The following is a 19,254-nucleotide window of genomic DNA, read 5'->3' as shown; positions in this document are numbered from 1 at the left end:
AGTTAGGGAAAAAGATGTTGGCGGCGAAGACAAGGAAGCCAAGAATTCGCGATGCGGAGGCGACCCAGAAGCGGATACTTGCGGCTGCCAAGCAGGAATTCGCCAAGAAGGGTTTGGGCGGTGCCAGAGTGGACCACATAGCCGCGCGCGCTAAAGCCAACAAACGCATGATCTACCATTATTTCGACAGCAAGGAGAGCCTGTTCCAGCGCGTGCTCGAAGACGCCTATGTCGACATTCGAACAGCCGAGCAAAAGCTGGAACTCGATCATCTCGACCCCAAGGATGCACTGGAAAAGCTGGTACGCTTCACCTGGAAATATTATCTCGACAATCCGGAATTCCTCACCATGGTGAACAGCGAAAACCTGCACAAGGCGCGCCATCTCAAGAAGTCCAAGGTCGTTCAGGACATCAGCCGACGTCTGGTCACGATGGTCGACACGATTTTGGAGCGCGGCGCAAAGCAGGGCTTGTTCCGGGACGGCATCGATCCAGTCCAGTTGAACATCACGATCGCCGCCATCGGCTACTACTACTTCACCAATCGCTTTACGGGCGCCATCATCTACGAGCGCGATCTGATGTCACGGGAAGCTCTCGATACAAGGCTGCAGTTCAATATCGATACCATCATGCGCCTTGTCAGCAAGTAGCCGTCGTTCCAGGATGGAATCTCTCTTTTTGCACGGGATTAGACGGGATTGCGCGCAGATCCGTCGGCCTATTTCCCGACCCGAGCACCACCGTGTTCGGATGACGGATGCCCCGTGTCAGCCTGCGACTTTGGTCAGGCGATGCAGGGCGAAATCGGCGAAATAGTCACCGACGCCTCTCGCTTGGAAGCGCTGCATCGCAGCGCCATCCATATAGCGCGCCACTCAGCTTCGCTGGATGTGTCGCAAACTTTTCGGTAACTCGACTGCGGCATGACAGCTCTTCGATTGTCGGGGAGCACTCAATGTTCAAAGGTAGGCACTTCGATCGATCCGTGAGGCGATGTCACGTTGTCTGCATATACACGAGTTGAGACCTGCGGCCGCTGATGTTAGCTGACCACGGCCACGGCTTTCCATTCCGCCATGGCCTGCAGGCGGTGAATATATGTAGCGAGAGCGGAGCGTTTTGAGCGGGGCGGGACGAAGAGATTGCGCAGAGCCGAGAAGATCGAAACGAAGCGTTGCAATGCTCCTGGTGATCGGAAGCCTTGCACCATCCGCTCCCGTTTTCGCAGTGGCACATGTGCATTCTCCGCCCGGTTGTTCAATCCCTTGTGCGACCGATGCTCGACGCACGGCATCACCTGTCGCCTGGCTGCTCCATAGGAGCGCAGCTTGTCGGTGATCATGCGCTTCTTCTTCAGCAGCCGCGTCAGCAAGCGCTTGGCCGCCTTGGTGTTGCGGCGGTTCTGAACGATCTCGTCGAGCACATAGCCATCCTGGTCGACGGCGCGCCACAACCAGTGTTTCCTGCCGGCGATGGTGATAACGACCTCGTCCAGGTGCCAGACATCGTTTCGGCTGGGCTGCTTGTGGCGCAAGCGGCGAACGTAGTCCGGACCGAACTTGATGCCCCACCGGCGGATTGTCTCATACGAAGCGACGATCCCGCTCCAGTAGCATTTCCTCGACCAGACGCAGGCTCAAGGGGAACCTGTAGTAGAGCCAGACTGCATTGGCGATGATCTGCGGCGGGAAACGATGGCGCTTGTAGCTGATGGTCGCGGTGTTCATGCCATCGGTCTATGCCGCAAATCCCTGAACGCGAGTTAAGTTGATAACGCCCTCGCAGTGCTGGACGAATTTCCAATCAACCGGAAGACTCAACCGACAACGGAAGCCGGCTTTTAGCTCGAAGAGGGGCACGCGGCTCTCAAAGCTAAAGCCGACGGAGTTCTACCGAGCCGCCCCCGATTGGGCTGCGCAACCCCGACCAGCTGTCGCCCGATCGGGCGCTGACGTCGCAGCCGGCGGCCCCGTGTTGCGACATTTCTACTTTGCTGGCAGCGCGACATTCGAACTTGGTTGCAACATTGACCCACCTCGGGTCGTCAACTTCGCGCCAGACGCAGTCATTTCCTTGGCGGATACAGATTGGGGATGCAACGGGCGCACGCCAGCTGCCCCTTGCCAAGATTGAGGTACTACACCGGCTAAAAGCGGGGATATGGTTGTGCCAAACGTCGCCCGCCGCATCGAACGCAGGTGGCGGACTCGACAGAACTGACCTATCTCGACTTCGACGGGAACAGCGAGATCATCAAAAGCCTGACCGACAGGGTCAAGGTGGTCGCATGACGCCCCTTGCTCCCGTGCGCCTGGTCGGTGCGCAATTCCTTCAGAGCAATGGCAAATCTGCGCCCCGGAAGATCGATTACGCAAATCTTGTGCGGTCCTATTTATAGACATTGACCGCTTTCATAACATTAACCGATTGTGACAGGGTGCCGCGAGTATGGTGACTCGTGCCAGTAGGAATCGCCAAAATCCAGCTCCGGGTGCATGTTGATGCTCAAAAAAGTTATTGTCGATTTCCAGAACTGCTACGGGATCAGGTCCCTCAAGCACACCTTCGATTTCTCCCAAAGGGGGCCGATGATCATTTACGCCCCCAACGGCGTTATGAAGACATCGTTCGCGAAGTCGTTCCAAGATCTGAGCAGCGGAAAGGATACTGTCGACCGGGTCTACCCAGAACGGGAAACCGTCCGGTTGATAAATGATCAGGACGGCAAAGAGCTGTCCAGAGAACAGATTTTCGTAATCGAACCCTATAACCAGACCTACCGGTCGTCGAAAATATCCACGCTGCTCGTTCACGCCGAGCTGAAGAAAGAATACGACGAGATATATGAAAGCATCTCGCGGAAGCTAGAGGACGTGCTGAAGGAGCTGCGGACATCTTCCGGAATCCGGAAGGACGTGGAGAAGGTCTTCGTTGGCGACTTCAACCTCACTCACAAAGAGCTGTTGACCGCGCTCGGCAGGCTGGAACGCGAGATCAGGAAGGGCACGAACCCGGATTTCGCCATGATCAAGTATCAGCAGATTTTCCACGATAAGATAGTTGCGTTCCTGAACTCGCCCGACTTTCTAGCGAAAATCTCGGAATACACAACGATCTATGACAAGCTCCTCAGCTCCTCGACGTATTTCAAAAAAGGCATTTTCAACCACAACAATGCATCCGTAGTTGCCAAGAACCTCAAGCAGAACGGCTGGTTCGACAGCGGTCATTCCGTAACGATGAAATCGTCGCGTGAAGCCAAGTCGATCGAGCTGCAGACCGAAGCCGAGCTCGAAAAGCTCATCCAGTCCGAGAAGGATGCCATCCTGCAGGACAAGGATCTGAACGCGTCGTTTGAGAAGCTCGACAAGGAACTGCAGAAAAATGTCGAACTTCGCGAATTCCGAGAGTTCCTGATCGACAACAAGACCCTGATTCCGGAACTTGAAAATGTAAATGCGTTTAAACAGAAGATTTGGATAGCCTACCTGACCGCGAACGCTGCCATCTATACGACCCTGATGACCGAGTATGACACGGGTTCCGCCCGCATCGGGGTAATCGTGGAACAGGCAAAGCGGGAAGCCACCAAATGGCTGGAGGTGATTGACATCTTCAACGAGCGCTTTTCGGTTCCGTTCGTCGTTCGCATGGACAACCAGGACGACGTTATCCTAAGGAGCGAAGCTCCGATCATCAAATTCGATTTCAAGGATTCCGAGAACGGGAACACGATCCCGGTGGAGGAGAGCAAACTGTACGAGGTCCTGAGCAACGGCGAAAAACGGGCGCTTTACATCCTCAATATTATTTTCGAGGTGCAGGCGCGAAAAGAAGCCGGGCAAGAGACGCTTTTTGTAATCGACGATATTGCCGATTCGTTCGATTACAAGAATAAGTACGCAATTATCGAGTATCTGAAGGATATAGCGGCTCTCGAGCACTTCCATCAGATAATCCTTTCTCACAATTTCGATTTCTTCCGCACCGCCAGCGGTCGTCTATCCCCTGAACGTTGCAACAAGCTACATTCTGTAAGAACCGAAAACGGCATCAGGCTCGTCACGGAAAAATATCAAAAGAACCCCTTCATGCACTGGAAGGACAAACCTCAGGAACCCGGAGATGCTCATCGCCTCCATTCCATTCGTCCGAAACTTGTCCGAGTATTGTGGTTATGGATGCGAGGAAGCTGAATTGACCGCGCTCCTGCATATCAAGACTGGCACGAAAACCACGACCATCAAGGAATTGGAGGACACTTTTAACAAGGTGCTCAGCAGCACGTCCCAGGCAGACCTCTCTGCCTTCGGACACGATCGCCCCGTGATCGATCTCCTAATGGAGCTCTGCAAAACCATCTGCTCCGAGACTGAAGAGGTCATCGAGCTGGAGAAAAAGATTGTGCTTGCGATCGGAATTCGCCTCAAAGCCGAGGAATTCATCATCAAGGAGATTGCCGACGACGAGTTCGTGAACGGCATTACAAATAGCCAGACCTACCGCCTGGTGGAAAAGTACAAGCAAGAATTCCCGGACAAAGAGAATAATATCAAGCTTTTCGAGCGGGTGAATATCATGACCCCGGAGAATATTCACTTGAACTCGTTTATGTATGAACCGATTCTCGACATGTCGAATGAGTCGCTCAAGAAATTGTGCGTCGCCGTTGATGGGCTCTGAAGCTTCGGCTCAGGCGACATTCCTCAACATCGGGCTCGCCTTTCATGAACCCAGAGTGGTTTTGCGACACAGTCACCCCAGACAGCAGACACGCACAACTATCCGAGCGCGTGGATCGTTACTCCCGGCACAACAGCCTTTGCGATCTCGCATATCTACTCCAATATGCACCGCGGAATCGTTGCCCACGCCGTGGCGATCACGGAGGAGACGGCGCACCTTCTCGATGGCATCACCTTCGCCTTCGTGTCAATCGACGACGGCCCGGCCAAGGCCTTGGTGGTCAAGAAGCTCGAAGCGCTCGGTGTGTGTTCATCGACGTCGGGATGGGGCTCGAGCTTGACAGGGTGCCCTCGGAGGCATTCAGCGGGCCACGCTCAGCACGCCTGCCAAACGCGAGCACGTTCACGGGGGACGTATCTCCTTTGAGGGCGGCGATGACGGGATCTCTACGCGACCAACATCCAGGTCGCCGATCTCAATGCCATGAACGCCGTGATGGCCGTCATCAAGTGGAAGAAGCCTGGGCTTCTACCGCGATCTCGAGCACGAGCACTATTCTACCTTCACGGTCGACGGCAACATGCTGCCCAATGGGGATCAGGAATGATCCGGTATCAGCGCCTTGAGCATCGCTTCCTCCGCAATGTCCCGGACACGCTGAAAAATGGAATGCTGTACATCTCGATGGACTACGCAACCTCGGCACATAGGTGCTGCAGCGGTTGCGGCGAAAAAGTCGTGACCCGGTTCAGCCCCACCGACTGGAAGATGACGTTCGACGGAGAGATCATCTCGCTTCACCCTTCGGTCGGCAATTGGCAGCTGCCCTGCCGGTCGCACTACGTGATCAGGGCTGGGAGAGTGATCGATGCCGCACCTTAGAGTGACGAGCAGGTCGAGGCCGAACAGCGACGCGACGCGCGCGCAAAGGCGGAATATTATGGCACCGAGCAGCCTCCGAATGATAGCGAGGCACCGATCACTAACCAGCCGGACAAGTCAGCCCGCAATCTGTGGACCCATTTGCGCGCGTGGCTTGGGTTTTGAGGTGAGGTGCGAACGGACGGTCGTTGACACAGTCGCGCGACAGCGGGGTCAGATTGCCTTCAACAAGGCGAGCCAAACGCATGCCGTACCCGCAGCAAGGATCGGGATCGCGGCTTCGGGCATCTCGACAGCTATCTGGCTGACGGAGGCGGTTCCAATTTCAGAAACCTATGCTGCTAAAGAATTAGGCGGTGACCATACCGAGAATTTACTTTCAAGTTCTGGTCGCAAAGTTCTATCGTAAATGAAAATAGGGGATGGGGCATGGAAACGAGTTCGGACACTGGCGACGCCGCCGGTATATCAGCCGCGCCCGTAATAGAAGTCGTGGCTGACATCGCCGCCAGCTTTACATATGCATCCTTCCAAAATGCCATTCCGGTGATCCGGTCTATCTCGCTCAATAACCCAACCAAGCAGGGCTTCGAAAAATGCACGCTCGAGTTGACGTCGAACCCGCCATTTTTGCGCGCCAAGAGCTGGACAATTGATCGGATCGTTGCCGGCGACCGGCTTCCCCTAAGCGACCGAAAAATCGATCTCGACGCCAGCTATCTGGCAGGTCTCAACGAGGCTGAGCGCGGGGAGATAACGCTGCGCCTGACCTCAGGAGGCGCAGTGCTGGCCGAACAGCGCGTTGCGGTGCGCCTGCTTGCTCGCGACGAATGGGGTGGCGCCATCGATATGGCACAGCTGCTCCCAGCATTCGTCATGCCGAACGACCCGGCGATCGCAGGACTGCTGCGTTCAGCAGCGGAGCGACTCGCAGCGCATGGTCATGCCGCCAGCCTCGACGGCTATCAAAGCGGCAATCCGCAACGCGCATTCATGCTGGCGGCCGCAATCTATTCGGCCATTGCCGGTCTATCGCTGCACTATGCTGAGCCACCTGCAAGCTTCGAAAGCCGAGGCCAAAAAATCCGACGTCCCTCAACAATTGCGGCAGAGAGGCTGGCTACCTGCCTCGATGCCAGTCTGTTGTTCGCCTCCGCCCTGGAGGCGACGGGCCTGCACCCAGTCGTGCTCATGTTCCAAGGCCATGCTGCCGTCGGCGTCTGGATGACGCAAAAGACGCTCGCCAACGCCATCGAAGCCGATGCCATGGAGATCCGCAAGGCGCTGGCATCGCGCGAACTGATCGTGTTTGAGACGACCGGTGTAACGCATCGGCCGGCGATGACGCTGGAGGCTGCGCAACGAGCAATCGAACAACGGCTCGACGAAACGCAGGTAGGCACCTTTGTCGCCGCCATCGATATCCGCCGCTCGCGTAGTGGCGGCATTACACCGCTTGCCTCGCACGAACCGATGCGTCGCAGCGTGGATACCGAAGTGGCAACCGAAGTCGCGCTGCCGCTGCCAGCGGCACCGGCCATGACAGCCCTGCCTGCCGACATCGTCGAGGCGAAGCCGACGACAGCTGCCGGGCGGATCGACCGCTGGCAGAAAAAGCTCCTTGATTTGACACTGCGGAACCGCCTGCTCAATTTTCCGGACTCCAAGAAGACAATTCCGTTTCTTTGTACTGACGTCGGCTATCTAGAGGATCGCCTGATGGCAGGCGCTTCGATCAGGCTCATTTCGCTGCCCGAACAGAATCCATTGGGCGAGCGTGATGCTGCCCTCTATCGCGAAGTCCATGGACGTGACCTGCAGCGCGGTTTTGCAGCAGAAGCGCTCCTGCGCGACGAACTCCCATCGACGCTCGATGGACACCAACTGGAATCCCGACTGATCGATCTTTACCGCCAAGTTCGCAACGACTTTGCCGAGGGCGGCGCGAATACCCTTTTCCTGGCGTTCGGCTTCCTGCGCTGGAAGAAAAAGCCGGAGGACGAGCGCAGCTATCGCGCGCCATTGTTGCTCGTACCGGTCAAAATCGAGCGCCGCAGCGCAACATCGCGTTTTACCTTGCGCTTTCATGAAGATGAGCCGCGGTTCAACGCAACCTTGTTGCAGTTCCTTGAGCGCGACTTCGAGCTCAAACTGCCACAGTTCTCCGGTGAGCTGCCCGAAGACGAAAGCGGCGTTGATGTGCCGCGTCTGCTAAGTCTCATGCGACAGGCAGTACGCGACGTCCCCGGCATGGAGGTGGTGGACGAGACGGCGCTCTCGACCTTCTCCTTCGCTAAGTTTCTCATGTGGAAGGATCTGGTCGAGCGTACCGATGCGCTGCGCGAAAACCGCGTCGTACGACACCTGATCGATACGCCGGAGATAGCGTTCGAGGGCAATGGTTCATCATTCCGGGACGAGCGCGAACTCGACCGGCACTATGCCCCGTCCGATATCGTTTCACTGCTGCCGGCCGACTCCTCACAGACCGCCGCAAGTCTTGCCGCCGCCGAGGGCCGCGATTTTGTCATCATCGGTCCTCCCGGCACTGGCAAGAGCCAGACCATCGCCAACATGATTGCCAACTGCCTTTCAGTTGGCAAAACCGTGCTGTTTGTGGCCGAAAAGACGGCAGCACTTGATGTGGTGTATCGCCGCCTGCGCGAACATGGCCTGGGCGCGCACTGCCTCGAACTCCATTCCAGCAAGGCGGACCGACGCAACTTTCTCAACCAGCTCAGGACCAGCTGGGAAAGTGGCGTGCGCGTGGACGGAGCGGAGTGGATTGCGATCAACGAGCGGCTTCGCGTCCGTCGCGACGAACTGAATGCCTATGTCGAAGCGCTGCATCGGCGCCATGTCAATGGTCTCACGCCCTATCTGGCGCTTGGCATCGCTCTCAAGAACAAGCAACAGCACGCTCCGGGATTATCGTGGCCATCGCGCGCTGGCCCCGCCGAGGCAAGCCGGCTGGCGCTGGAGCATATTGCCGCCGAAACAGGTCTCGCGTTTCAGTCAGTGGAGATGCGACCGGCCTTGCGTCTCATAGATGTCATCGAGTGGACGTCAGGCTGGCAGGATAATTTGCTCGAAGGGGCAAAGACCCTCAAGAGTGCGTCCGAGGTTCTAGCGACCGCACTTGACGCCTTCCTGGTGAGCATCGGCCTGCGCGCAAAAGGCGATCCGTCAACAGCAGAGCTCGAAGCGCTGCGAAAACTAGCAGGGACATTCCAGGACAGTGCCGGCTATGACCTCAGCATCGCCTTTGATCGAGATTTCGCCCAGTTACGGGGAGCCCTCGCGACTCTAAATGATGCAATCGGGGACTATCGCACGTCTCGCACGGGCCTGTCGGCACACTATGACGAAGCTGCTGTTGCGCTCATACGGGTAGAGGACATAGACCAGCAATGGCAACAGGCCGCTTCTGCGTTCTGGCCAAACAGTCAGTTGGGCAAACGCAAAGTCCAGAAGCTGCTTCAAGGCTATGTGACAGAGGGCGTGGCCGATCCTCAGCACGACTTGCCGCTGTTGCGCGTGATGCAGGACCGCCGCGCCACTGTCGAAGCCAATATCCTATCTGGCAAGTCGATCGGATTTGCCGCACTTGATACCGACACCCACCATATCGATCAAATACTCTCGATCGCCGAAAGGCTTCGACAGACGCTACGCCTGCCCGGCCTCGGCACGGAGGACCTCAGAGCGCTCCTCCAAGCAACGGCCCCGAGCCTGCGAAGCGGTGCAGCAGATAGCACGATGCGCAATGGGGCAGCCCGCTTCCTTGCGGCTTCTGCGGCATTCGAGGCTGCGAGGACCCAATTTACGATCGTTGCTGGAAAAACGCCTTCGTGGGCAGGACATGATAACCCGCTGACCGAATTGACGACCGCGATGGGAGATTTGCTCAATGCTCGCCATCTTCTGCGGGACTGGACTTCGTGGTGTGGCATACGTCGCAGAGCTGTCAGTCAGAATCTGGGAGCGTTGGTCGACGATATCGAGGCGGGTCTAGTGCGACCAACCGAAGCTCAATCCGCGTTCCGCCTGGCCTATGTACGCTGGTGGCTGCCGGCCACGCTGGACGCCGATCCGGTGCTGCGAGATTTCCGTCGCTTCCAGCACGAGCACGCCATCGAAGATTTCCGGGAGATCGACGATCTTGTCCGCGCTCAGGCAAGCCTTCGCGTCATCAGTGCCATCGCTCATGGTTTGCCGGCTGTGCAAAGCGTCCCGCGCAATTCCGAGTTGGGCCTGTTGCGCCATCAGATGGAATTGCAGCGGCCCAGCAGGTCAATCCGCGAGATGATCGGCGCTATGCCGTCGAGCTTTGCCAAGCTCGCGCCCTGCATGCTGATGTCGCCTCTTTCCATCGCTCAATACCTACCCCCCGACCAGGCGCTGTTCGACGTGGTGATTTTCGACGAAGCATCGCAGATCACCACTTGGGACGCCGTCGGTGCTATCGCGCGAGCCCATCAAACCATTATCGTAGGCGATCCCAAGCAGTTGCCGCCCACCAATTTCTTTGGCCGCAACGAGGAGGACGAGGAAGTCGTCGAGCATGAAAAGGATCTCGAAAGCATTCTCGACGAAGCCAAAGCGGCCGGCATCCCCGTGCGTGACCTGCGCTGGCATTATCGTAGCCGCAATGAGTCGTTGATCGCCTTTTCCAACCATCACTACTATCAGAATCGGCTCATTACCTTCCCTTCCCCAACGGTGGAAGATCGGGCAGTGCAGCTGCGAAAAATCACGACCGGCATCTACGACCGCGGAAGAAGTCGCACCAATCGCATTGAAGCTCAAGCAGTCACCGACGAGGCGGTCAGCAGGATGCGGCGTTGGCTGGCCCTTCCAGAAAAGGACCGACCCACGCTCGGAGTCATCACCTTCAACGCTCAACAGCAGTCGCTCATCCTCGACCTTTTCGACAAGGCGCGGCAGATGGAGCCGGCTCTTGAATGGTTCTTTGCCGACGATCGTATTGAACCCGCCATCGTCAAGAATCTGGAAAATGTCCAGGGTGACGAGCGCGACATAATCCTGTTTTCGATCACTTTCTCGCAAGACAACGCCGGCAAGCGTAGCATGGATTTCGGCGCGCTAAATCGGGACGGCGGCGAACGCCGGCTGAATGTCGCGGTGACGCGTGCACGGCAGGAACTGATCGTATTTTCAGGTTTTACCGCCGACCAGATCGACCCCAACCGGACCAAGGCAATCGGTGTACAGCATCTCAAAACCTTCCTCGATTTTGCCGAACGCGGTGCTGTGGCATTGCCAGCGCAGGAACGCGGATCGATCGGAGCCTTGGAATCCCCTTTCGAGGAGGCTGTCGCCGCCAAGCTTGAAAAGCGCGGATGGACCATCGTTCCGCAAGTCGGCATTTCTGGCTTTCGAGTGGATATAGGGATCCGGCATCCCGATCTCGCCGGCGCCTATCTGGCGGGGGTCGAGTGTGACGGCGCGACCTATCACAGTTCTGCCACGGCGCGAGATCGAGACAAGGTCCGGGAGCAGGTCCTGCGAGGCCTCGGGTGGAACATTGTCCGGGTATGGTCAACCGATTGGTGGTTTGATCTCGAAGGTTGCACCGAGAGGCTTCATGCCAGCCTGACCGCGCTGCTCGAGGAAAGCCGTCGTAAGCAAGCTGAACAACAGGAAGGTGAAGGGGCGATCCAATGGGACATGGGACATAAGGTCGACCCCATAGACCCACTGCCAGCCGAAGAGTTTGCCTCGATCGGCGAACCTGAAGACTTGTCGATGAAATCAGAGCCAGAACTTGTCGCCCCTCCCGTCGCAACGGTAGAGCACCCATCAGCATCTGGAGCAATTTTGCCTGCTGCCGCGAATACGACGCATGATTCCACACCGACGGACGATCGTTATCGCCTGACTGACCTATCAGCATTCGCTACCAGCCCGGATCATTTTTACGACTTCGCCTATCGAGGCACTTTGAGGGCCATGGTCGACGCAGTGATCGAACAGGAAGGCCCGCTGCGAGAAGACGTCCTTGCGCAGCGCATCGCGCGGGCGCATGGCTGGCTCAGAACGGGCAACAAGATTCGGGAGCGGATCGACCTGCATCTGCGCGATTTCGATAGAACTGAAGAATCCAGCGGCAGCTTCGTATGGAAGAAGGGGACGGTGTTCGACCTGCTTGATTATCGCATGCCGTTTGACGCCCATGCCCGGCGGTCCATTGCCGACATTCCAATCGCCGAGCTAGCCGCTGTCGTCGTCGCGAACAAAGACGTTCTGGAACAGTCGGATCCCGCTCTCGACCTTGCACGTATGCTCGGCGTCGAGCGACTTGCGGCGATATCACGCTCCCGGCTGGATGAGGCCATCGATCGCGCCCGGCGCTACCTGGCATCGACATAGTCTCGGAGACTCCATGTTTCGTTTCATCCACAGCTCCGATCTTCATATCGGCAAGCGGTTCGGCAACATGCCGGAGGATCTGCGCGGGCGGCTCCGTGAAGCGCGCCACGGCGCGATCAACCGGCTGGCAGAAAAGGCACGCGTCCATGGTGCATCCACCGTATTTCTGGCCGGCGATACGTTCGACACAGAAACCCCTACACCAGCCATGTTGCGGCAGGCCCTTGTCGGGATGAGCCAGAGCGCGCCCTTGCGCTGGATATTGCTGCCTGGCAACCACGATTCATTGTTGGCTGATCAATTGTGGAGCGCGGCGGGCAGCGTTGTGCCGGACAATGTCCTGTTGGCGACCCGGCCCGAAATCCTGACCGTTGCTGCGGACGTGGCGCTGCTGCCTGCACCGTGCACCACCCGCAGACCCGGTCGCGACCTTACCGAGTGGATGAACAGCGCCGCGACGCCGCAAGGCGCCATCCGGCTCGGCCTTGCTCATGGCGCGATTCAGAACTTTTCCGAAGATTCGGCAGCGTCCGACGTCATTGCACCAGATCGCCCGACCAAGGCTGGCCTCGATTATCTGGCACTTGGCGACTGGCACGGCCCTGTCGCCATCAATGAGCGCAGCCGCTACAGCGGCGCGCCAGAACCTGACCGTTTCAAGCATGATACACCCGGCCAGGCCCTTGTCGTTTCCATTGCCGGGCCAGGTGCCTTGCCCGAGATTGTGGCCGTCCAGACCGCCAGCTTTTCCTGGAAAACCGCTCCCCTGCATCTGCTGTCTGGTGACGACAGCGCGTCGGCATTTGAAGCGTTGCTTCCACCGGCACATCTGCGGCGTCAGACCTTGCTGCGAATTGCCGCGTCTGGCCGGGTGCGGTTAAGTGGGCGAACCGTCCTTCAAGCGGCGATCGCGGCAGCCGCGCCCGATTTCGCCTATCTGGAGTTGGACGGGAACGGGCTCGCGACCGACTGCGAAAATGGCGATTTGGATCGAATCGATCGCTCTGGTGCCCTTCGCGAGGCAGCGCAGGCACTGTTGGATGAGAGCACCGACGAAACCCGGTCGGCTGTCGAACGCGACATATCGCGAGAAGCACTGGTTCGGCTGTTCAGCTATTGCGAGGCGATGGGATCATGAAACTTACGGCCCTTCGGCTCCACAACGTCAAACGGTTCGCTGGGCAGGGCGTCGCCATCGAAAACATCGGCGACGGCGTCAACGTCCTTTGCGCGGTCAATGAGTTCGGCAAATCAACCTTCTTCGAAGCGCTGCACGCACTCTTTTTCCAGCCTCATACGGGAACGCCCGAAGGCGTGCGACTGTTGCGGCCTTATAGTGGGGGCAATCCGGTGGTGGAGGCCGACATCACCACTTCAGAAGGACGCTATCGGCTTGCCAAACAGTTTTATGGAGGCAAGCTGGCCAGCGTCATTGACCTCGACGGCGGGCGACTGTTGGCTCAAGCCGATGAGGCCGAAGCCTTTATCGGCAAACTAATCCATGGCGGAACCGCAGGACCGGCAGGATTGCTCTGGGTTCGCCAAGGGGTCACCGGCATCGAAAGGCGCAGCAAAAGCGAGGAGGACGGCGACAAACGCGTGCGCGAAAGCCTATTGTCCTCGGTTCAGGGGGAAGTTGAAGCCCTGACCGGCGGGCGGCGCATGGCCGAAATCACCGCGGCGTGCGAAGAAGAACTCTATAGCCTCGTCACATCAACCCTGCGTCCCAAGAGCGGTGGTCTCTATGCGGCAGCGCTCGATGAGCGTGATAAGCTGCTGAAAGACGAGCAGCGTCTCAGCGCCGAAGTCACCGGTCTGCGCGATGCGCTCGACAAGCGGCGCATGGCGTTGGCGCGTCTGTCTGAGCTTGAAAACCCCGAAGAAGGCGCCACCCGGCGGGAAGCCATCTTGGCCGCCGAAGCCGCAGTCGGGGCCGCCAAATCGCACAGCGAAGCCTTGAAAGCAGCCGAGGCGGAAGCTGCCCTGGCGGCAATTCACCACGACGCGGCGAAGCAGGCCCTCGATAGTTTTCGGACTGCGCTCAAACGAGCCGCGGATTTGCGCGAGCAGTCGACGATTGCGCAGCTTCGCCGCAGTGAGGTTCTCGATCGGCGCGCTTCTGCCATAGCCGAAAACGAACAGGCGATGGCCGAGGTTCAAGCAGCCGAACAGGAAGAGCGCGAAGCTCGCGAATTGCTCGCGCGGCTGGATGCGACCCTTTTGGCGCGTGACGCTGCCGAACAACTGGCCGGCTTGGACAACCGGTTGAAACAAGCCGAAGTCGCCAGAACCCAGATCGAAGATGGAGAGGCAGCACTGGCGATGCTGGCGGTGCCGGAACAGGCTGTCGAGCAGCTGCAAGCGCTAGAAATCGAGATCGCCAGCCTTCGTGCAGCTCACCTGGCAACCCTGCCGACGCTATGCATGGAATACCGGGACGGCGCCGCCGATTTGGTGACGATCGATGCCAGGCCCTTGCTCCATGCAGAAGACCAAAGCTTTGCTGGCACGGTGCGCCTGGATATTGCCGGCATCGGAGCCTTGACCCTGCGATCGAATCGGCCGCAGCAGGCCGACCGGACCATCGAAGACGCCGAAGCGAAGCACCGCAGCCTGCTTGCGTCCCTCGGTGTCGACTGCCTCAGGACGGCACGCCAGCGCCTGGCGAAAGCGCGCGACAAGGCTGCCGAACTCGGCTTGGCGCGTCAGCGGCTTGCCGATCTCGCGCCCAAGGGGATACAGCAATTGCACGAGGAGCTTGCTCGTCTGAGTGCCCTTGGGGTCGGGGACCTTGAACTCAAAGTCGATCCGGAACAGATTCGGCAACATCATGCAGCAGCCGAGCAGCGTGTGGCAACAACACGCAACAGCGTGCGCGAGGCCTTGCCTTTGCGCAGCCATGCCGACGAGGCTGTCATGGCCGCGGAGACGGCTTATGTCACCATCCAGGCGGAACTGACCAGCCTCGAGGTCATATTGGGACCTGATGCAGCACGTGAGCAAAAGGAGCGCTTGCTCCTCACGGAGGCCACCGCACGGCGAACTTTGCGCGAAGCGGCTGAAATGCGCGCTACGCCCCTGCGCGACGGCGCTCACGATCTCATCAGCGCCGAGGCCGTTCTGCGCCGTGCCCGCTCGGTTCAGGATGCCGCCACACAGGAAGCGAGTCAGTTGCGTGTAACCCTGGCCGATCTCAATGGCCATATTCGCACTCGGTCCGACGACGCGGTGGAAGAAGCTTTGCGCGAGGCCACAGAAAAATTGGAAGTCGCTGGAGAGCGAGCGAGACGCTTCGAATTCGAAAAAGCCGTCCTCGACCGGCTGCGCACGACGCTGGTCGCTGCGCGCTCGACGGCACGCGATTTTTATCTGAAGCCGGTCATGTCCGAGCTGCGACCGCTGCTTGGATTGCTATTCGATGACATCTCCATAGTGTTCGACGAGAACACACTGTTGCCGCAGACCGTTCGCCGCAATGGTCAGGACGAGGATGTCGAGAGGCTGAGTGGCGGCATGCGAGAACAGCTTTCGGTTCTGACCCGGCCGGCCTTCGCCCGTTTGCTCGCCCGCGACGGGCGACCCACACCGGTTATCCTGGATGACGCGTTGGTCTATTCCGATGACGATCGCATTGAGCGCATGTTCGACGCTTTGCATCGTCAATCACGCGATCAGCAGATTCTCGTCTTCTCCTGCCGCCAACGCGCGTTTGCAAAACTCGGCGGAAACATTTTGCAGATGAGCGACTGGCAACCGAGTCGGTGCTAAGCGGAGATGAGATGGCTCTGTCCGAAATTTGTATATATCTTTCGGACAGGCTGCAACACCGTGATCTTCCGGCGGCCAAACGCTTCCTGCGCAAGGTGTTTGCCACCATGGACGCCCGAACCGCATCGTCGTCAACGGCAGTCAGACCAATCGTGAGGCAATCATTTCCTGCGATACTGAAAGCCGTCTGCGGGAGCGATCACACAAACCACCGATCCATATCCGCAAGAGCCAATACCTCAACGATCGGATCGAACAGGATCACCGGCGCATCAAGCGCCGCGTTCGATCCATGCTCGGCTTCAAGTCGGAGAATGCCCAGATCACCCTCTCCGGCATCGAGCTGGTCCACATGATGCGAAAGCGACAGGCGAGGTTCGCCTGCAATCCGAGTCCGTCAATTGCCGAGCAATTCGAAATGCTCACCGCCTGATCAATGCTCCCAGGCGACGCTCTTCCCGTCCACATCCCGGAATTGCGACAGAGCCATCGTCGCGGGGTCAGATGAAAGGCTCCGAGTCGAGCCGAAGGTCCGCGATGAGCCTGACGATGAAACGTATGCCTCTTTGACGGTGATCTGCGTAAGCAGCAACAAGTTTGCCAATCACCTGCCTGGTCACAGCATCCGGAACTGCCGTGGTGACTACCGGCCGCCCGTTGCGGCACATGCTATTGCCGGGTCAGCCTTCTGCCATCTTGGAACTCGGCTGGACCTCGCTCGTCATCAGCAGTACGCCAAGTTCTTCAGCTGATCGCGCGACGACCGCAGCGCCGGCTGAGAGCAATCGTTGACCGTGGTCATCGAGGCAGTGGCCGCCTGCCGTGAAACCGATCACCGTCATCCCCGCGGCCACACCGGCTCGAACGCCGGCAATGCTGTCCTCCACCACGACGCAGCGCGCTGGCTCAATGTTCATTTGGGCGGCAGCGAACAGGAACAGGTCCGGTGCTGGCTTGCCGGCCTTTACCATGACGGAGCTGAACACGTGTGGATGGAAGTGTAGCCAAAGCTCCGTCAGTTCAAGACCGAGTCGCAGCTTGTCGGGGGCGCTGCTCGAGGCGACGCAGCGCGGTAAGGGCAACTTATGCAGGAGCCGGTCAATGCCGCTGATGGCTTGCAGTTCCGTCCGATAGCTTTCCTTGATCCGGGATTGCACGATGGTGTCGAAGTCGCTGGGTAGAGAACGGCCCCAGTCTTCTTCGATTATCTTCCGCATGCTGGCTGAGGACAGGCCGGTAAACCGCAGAACCACATCAGAATACGACGTGGAATAGCCGATGCGGGTAAGTTCTTCGGCGTCGATTCGACTTGCCAGCGTCTCGCTATCGATCAGAACGCCATCGCAATCGAAGATGACCAGTTCATAAGGGGTCCGTTGTTTCATTGCATGCCCTCCGGAACCGGACCTTCTGCGGAGACCTCGACCACGTGTCGGTCGCAAACTTCGAAACGATGCACCAGGACGCCATCAACGTCGATTATCGCGATGTCGAAGGCAGGCGCATCCTCGACGAAGTCCGCGTCTCTCCGCGTGAAATGTGGAATGATCTGATGCGCCACGCCGCGGCTTGCACTGAAAGGGATGCCGCTCCAAGTGCCGCCGACATCGACGTGCACATGGCCGTGGAAAACGTGCCGCACATTGCCGGCGCCAACGATCGCCTGCATGATCGGACGCCAGTTCTCGGTGTTCCAAGGTTCGAAATGCGGCAGGCCGATCGGCTGCAGCGGATGATGGGCGAAGAGGTAGGCCGGCACATCCGGCGTCTCTGCCAACCGCGCCAGTAGCCACTCGAGCCGTCCGTCGCTCAAGGAGCCGTGCCCAAAACCTTCAACCAGGGTATCGAGAAAGATGAGGCGTCCCGCAGAGCTTTCATGGACGGACTGGACAAAGCCGTCGCTATCACGCGCCTCATCAGGAAATGCTCGAACGAAGCTCTCGCGGCTGTCGTGATTGCCGAGCAGAAGCCGGGTGGGTATGCGCAGGTCCCGTAGCACGTCGTGCAAGACTTCGTAGGAAGCGAAATCTCCCTCGTCAGTGAGATCGCCTGTCACCACGCAAAGCTCGGCGTCTGCGTGATCGCGGTTGATACGCTCGATCGTCTTGCGCAGTCGTTCGGCAGGGTCGAAGCCAAACAGCGTTGCGCCGGGGCGTACAAGGTGGAGGTCAGTCAGATGAATGAGTTTCATAAGTAAATCCGAGAAACGCAAGGAACGCCGCACATATGTGCAGCGTCCCGGCAGGAAGGGACTCAGTTGGTCTTCGGCAGAAGCGCGCGGACCTGGGACGCCATATCCGCGAGAGCTGCGTCCGGTTCCTTGGAGCCAAGGGCAATGGCCGTCATTTCGTCGCGGAGAACCTCGCCGATCTGAACACCGTTGTCGCCAGGCCAAGAGAACCACGGGCGGGCGCGCGGCATCTGCAGCACGCTGGTGTACCAATTGGGATGCTTCTCATAAAAGGCACCAAGATGATCTTTGTCCAGGGCAAGCGTGTTGGTCGGCATGTAGCCGGTATTAGGCACGACAATGCTCTGGCCATCTGGGCCGGTTGCGAACTTGACGTATTCCCAGGCGGCGGCGCGCTTGGCGGGATCGTCGGTGAGGATAACCGCAACCATGCCGCCCGTCGGCATCGTAGCGTTTTCAACACCAAGCGGCTGTTTGGCGGTGCGGAGTTTGAACCGATCTCCAATTTCACCTTCGAAACCGCTCACACTGCCGGCGGAGGCGAAGAAGAAGCCAAGCTTGCCGGAGGTGAAGAGCTGCTTGGCAGCGCGGGGGTCGATCGCCGGCTGAGCGCCGTCGGTATGGAACCGCTTGAACAGCTTGACTGCAGCCTGGCCGGCAGGACCGTCAAACGCGACGTCGCTTTCCTTGTCGTTCATCATCTGGCCGCCGAAGTTGCGCACCAGGTTCTGCGTGGCCCAGTCGTCCGAGCCAAGCTGGTAATACATGCCGGACGTTCCGTCGCCGAGCGCTCCGATCTTGGCGGCAAGCGCAACAAAGCTGTCCCACTCGGTCGGGATCTTGTCGGGATCGCCGCCAACCTTCTTCACCAGATCGGCATTGTAATAGACGACCGGCGTCGACATGGCGAAGGGAAGACCGTAGAGATGGCCGTCGATCGCTGCGAGTGACAGCACTTGGTCCGTGTAGCCGTTTTCGGTCAGGTGATCGGCGGCAACCAGATCGTCGATAGGTTTCACAAGTCCCCGCGCCACGAGCGGCCGCAGCACATTGAAGCCGACGAAATGAACGTCCGGCAGCTGGCCGGCCATGCTCTGGCGGATCAGCGTCTGGACAGCTTCATCGTAGCTCGGCGCAGCAGCGCGGAAGTTGATCTTGATATCCGGATGGTCCGCCATGAAGCGATCGGCGATCGGCTTATGGATCACTTCGTGTTCGGGCCAGGCGTAATAGACGTCGAGGTTGGTTTCGGCTTGCGCCGGCATGGATGCCGCAGCGGCAGTGATACCGGCGGCAAGGATCATTGCAATTGTTTTCACATTGCTCTC

The 19,254-nt window shown here is 58.6% G+C and carries 10 protein-coding genes and 3 pseudogenes; 8 read left to right on the top strand and 5 right to left on the bottom strand.

What is annotated here, in order from left to right; all coding sequences use genetic code 11:
* The first annotated feature begins 17 nt into the window (after positions 1-17).
* Positions 18-656, top strand: a complete 639-nt coding sequence (locus NKJ08_RS04605; protein ID WP_352781472.1) for a TetR/AcrR family transcriptional regulator — start codon at positions 18-20, stop codon at positions 654-656.
* Between the two features lie 117 nt (positions 657-773).
* Here the strand turns inward: NKJ08_RS04605 and NKJ08_RS04600 are convergent.
* Both NKJ08_RS04600 and NKJ08_RS04595 read right to left on the bottom strand, forming a co-directional pair.
* Positions 774-895, bottom strand: a pseudogene (locus tag NKJ08_RS04600) (putative quinol monooxygenase); the annotation flags it as partial.
* Positions 896-1,048: 153 nt separating this feature from the next.
* A pseudogene (locus NKJ08_RS04595) lies at positions 1,049-1,733 on the bottom strand (IS6 family transposase).
* Positions 1,734-2,507: 774 nt separating this feature from the next.
* Here NKJ08_RS04595 and NKJ08_RS04590 point away from each other — a divergent pair.
* The 7 genes and pseudogenes from NKJ08_RS04590 to NKJ08_RS04560 form a co-directional block, all read left to right on the top strand.
* Positions 2,508-4,202 carry an AAA family ATPase gene (locus tag NKJ08_RS04590; RefSeq protein WP_352781471.1) on the top strand — a complete coding sequence of 565 codons (1,695 nt, stop codon included), beginning with the start codon at positions 2,508-2,510 and terminating at the stop codon, positions 4,200-4,202.
* Position 4,203: 1 nt separating this feature from the next.
* Complete coding sequence (locus NKJ08_RS04585; RefSeq protein ID WP_352781470.1) at positions 4,204-4,689, top strand: hypothetical protein; 486 nt, start codon at positions 4,204-4,206, stop codon at positions 4,687-4,689.
* Positions 4,690-5,295: 606 nt separating this feature from the next.
* Positions 5,296-5,574 carry a ubiquitination-like system serine protease family protein gene (locus NKJ08_RS04580; protein WP_352781469.1) on the top strand — a complete coding sequence of 93 codons (279 nt, stop codon included), beginning with the start codon at positions 5,296-5,298 and terminating at the stop codon, positions 5,572-5,574.
* Positions 5,575-6,003: 429 nt separating this feature from the next.
* Positions 6,004-11,967 (top strand): anti-phage protein ProA, encoded by a 5,964-nt coding sequence (gene proA / locus NKJ08_RS04575; RefSeq protein WP_352781468.1) that lies wholly within the window; start codon positions 6,004-6,006, stop codon positions 11,965-11,967.
* Positions 11,968-11,980: 13 nt separating this feature from the next.
* Positions 11,981-13,105, top strand: coding sequence for a metallophosphoesterase family protein (locus NKJ08_RS04570; RefSeq protein ID WP_352781467.1), 1,125 nt, complete (start codon positions 11,981-11,983; stop codon positions 13,103-13,105).
* Positions 13,102-15,735, top strand: a complete 2,634-nt coding sequence (locus NKJ08_RS04565) for an AAA family ATPase (protein WP_352781466.1) — start codon at positions 13,102-13,104, stop codon at positions 15,733-15,735. Before NKJ08_RS04570 ends, NKJ08_RS04565 begins: the two co-directional genes overlap by 4 nt.
* A 53-nt stretch (positions 15,736-15,788) precedes the next feature.
* Positions 15,789-16,168: pseudogene (locus NKJ08_RS04560) on the top strand (DDE-type integrase/transposase/recombinase); the annotation flags it as partial.
* A gap of 247 nt (positions 16,169-16,415) precedes the next feature.
* Here NKJ08_RS04560 and NKJ08_RS04555 read toward each other — a convergent pair.
* From NKJ08_RS04555 to NKJ08_RS04545, 3 genes are all read right to left on the bottom strand, one after another.
* Complete coding sequence (locus NKJ08_RS04555) at positions 16,416-17,120, bottom strand: HAD family hydrolase (RefSeq protein ID WP_352781465.1); 705 nt, start codon at positions 17,118-17,120, stop codon at positions 16,416-16,418.
* The gene (locus NKJ08_RS04550) at positions 17,117-17,926 is read right to left on the bottom strand and encodes a phosphodiesterase (protein ID WP_352781464.1); all 810 of its coding nucleotides are present in this window, start codon (positions 17,924-17,926) and stop codon (positions 17,117-17,119) included. The genes NKJ08_RS04555 and NKJ08_RS04550 overlap by 4 nt, the downstream gene beginning before the upstream one ends.
* Positions 17,927-17,988: 62 nt before the next feature.
* The gene (locus tag NKJ08_RS04545; RefSeq protein ID WP_352781463.1) at positions 17,989-19,245 is read right to left on the bottom strand and encodes an ABC transporter substrate-binding protein; all 1,257 of its coding nucleotides are present in this window, start codon (positions 19,243-19,245) and stop codon (positions 17,989-17,991) included.
* Positions 19,246-19,254: the final 9 nt, after the last annotated feature.

The sequence above is a fragment of the Mesorhizobium sp. M0244 genome, assembly GCF_040321795.1.
In the GTDB taxonomy this organism is placed as follows: Bacteria; Pseudomonadota; Alphaproteobacteria; order Rhizobiales; family Rhizobiaceae; genus Mesorhizobium.
This window is presented reverse-complemented; position numbering and strand designations above follow the sequence as displayed.

Bases quoted from the DNA above. Each gene is read 5' to 3' on its own strand.
- NKJ08_RS04590 (WP_352781471.1), top strand. From the start codon at position 2,508: ATGCTCAAAAAAGTTATTGTCGATTTCCAGAACTGCTACGGGATCAGG.
- NKJ08_RS04580 (WP_352781469.1), top strand. From the start codon at position 5,296: ATGATCCGGTATCAGCGCCTTGAGCATCGCTTCCTCCGCAATGTCCCG.
- proA (WP_352781468.1), top strand. From the start codon at position 6,004: ATGGAAACGAGTTCGGACACTGGCGACGCCGCCGGTATATCAGCCGCG.
- NKJ08_RS04570 (WP_352781467.1), top strand. From the start codon at position 11,981: ATGTTTCGTTTCATCCACAGCTCCGATCTTCATATCGGCAAGCGGTTC.
- NKJ08_RS04565 (WP_352781466.1), top strand. From the start codon at position 13,102: ATGAAACTTACGGCCCTTCGGCTCCACAACGTCAAACGGTTCGCTGGG.
- NKJ08_RS04555 (WP_352781465.1), bottom strand. From the start codon at position 17,120: ATGAAACAACGGACCCCTTATGAACTGGTCATCTTCGATTGCGATGGC.
- NKJ08_RS04550 (WP_352781464.1), bottom strand. From the start codon at position 17,926: ATGAAACTCATTCATCTGACTGACCTCCACCTTGTACGCCCCGGCGCA.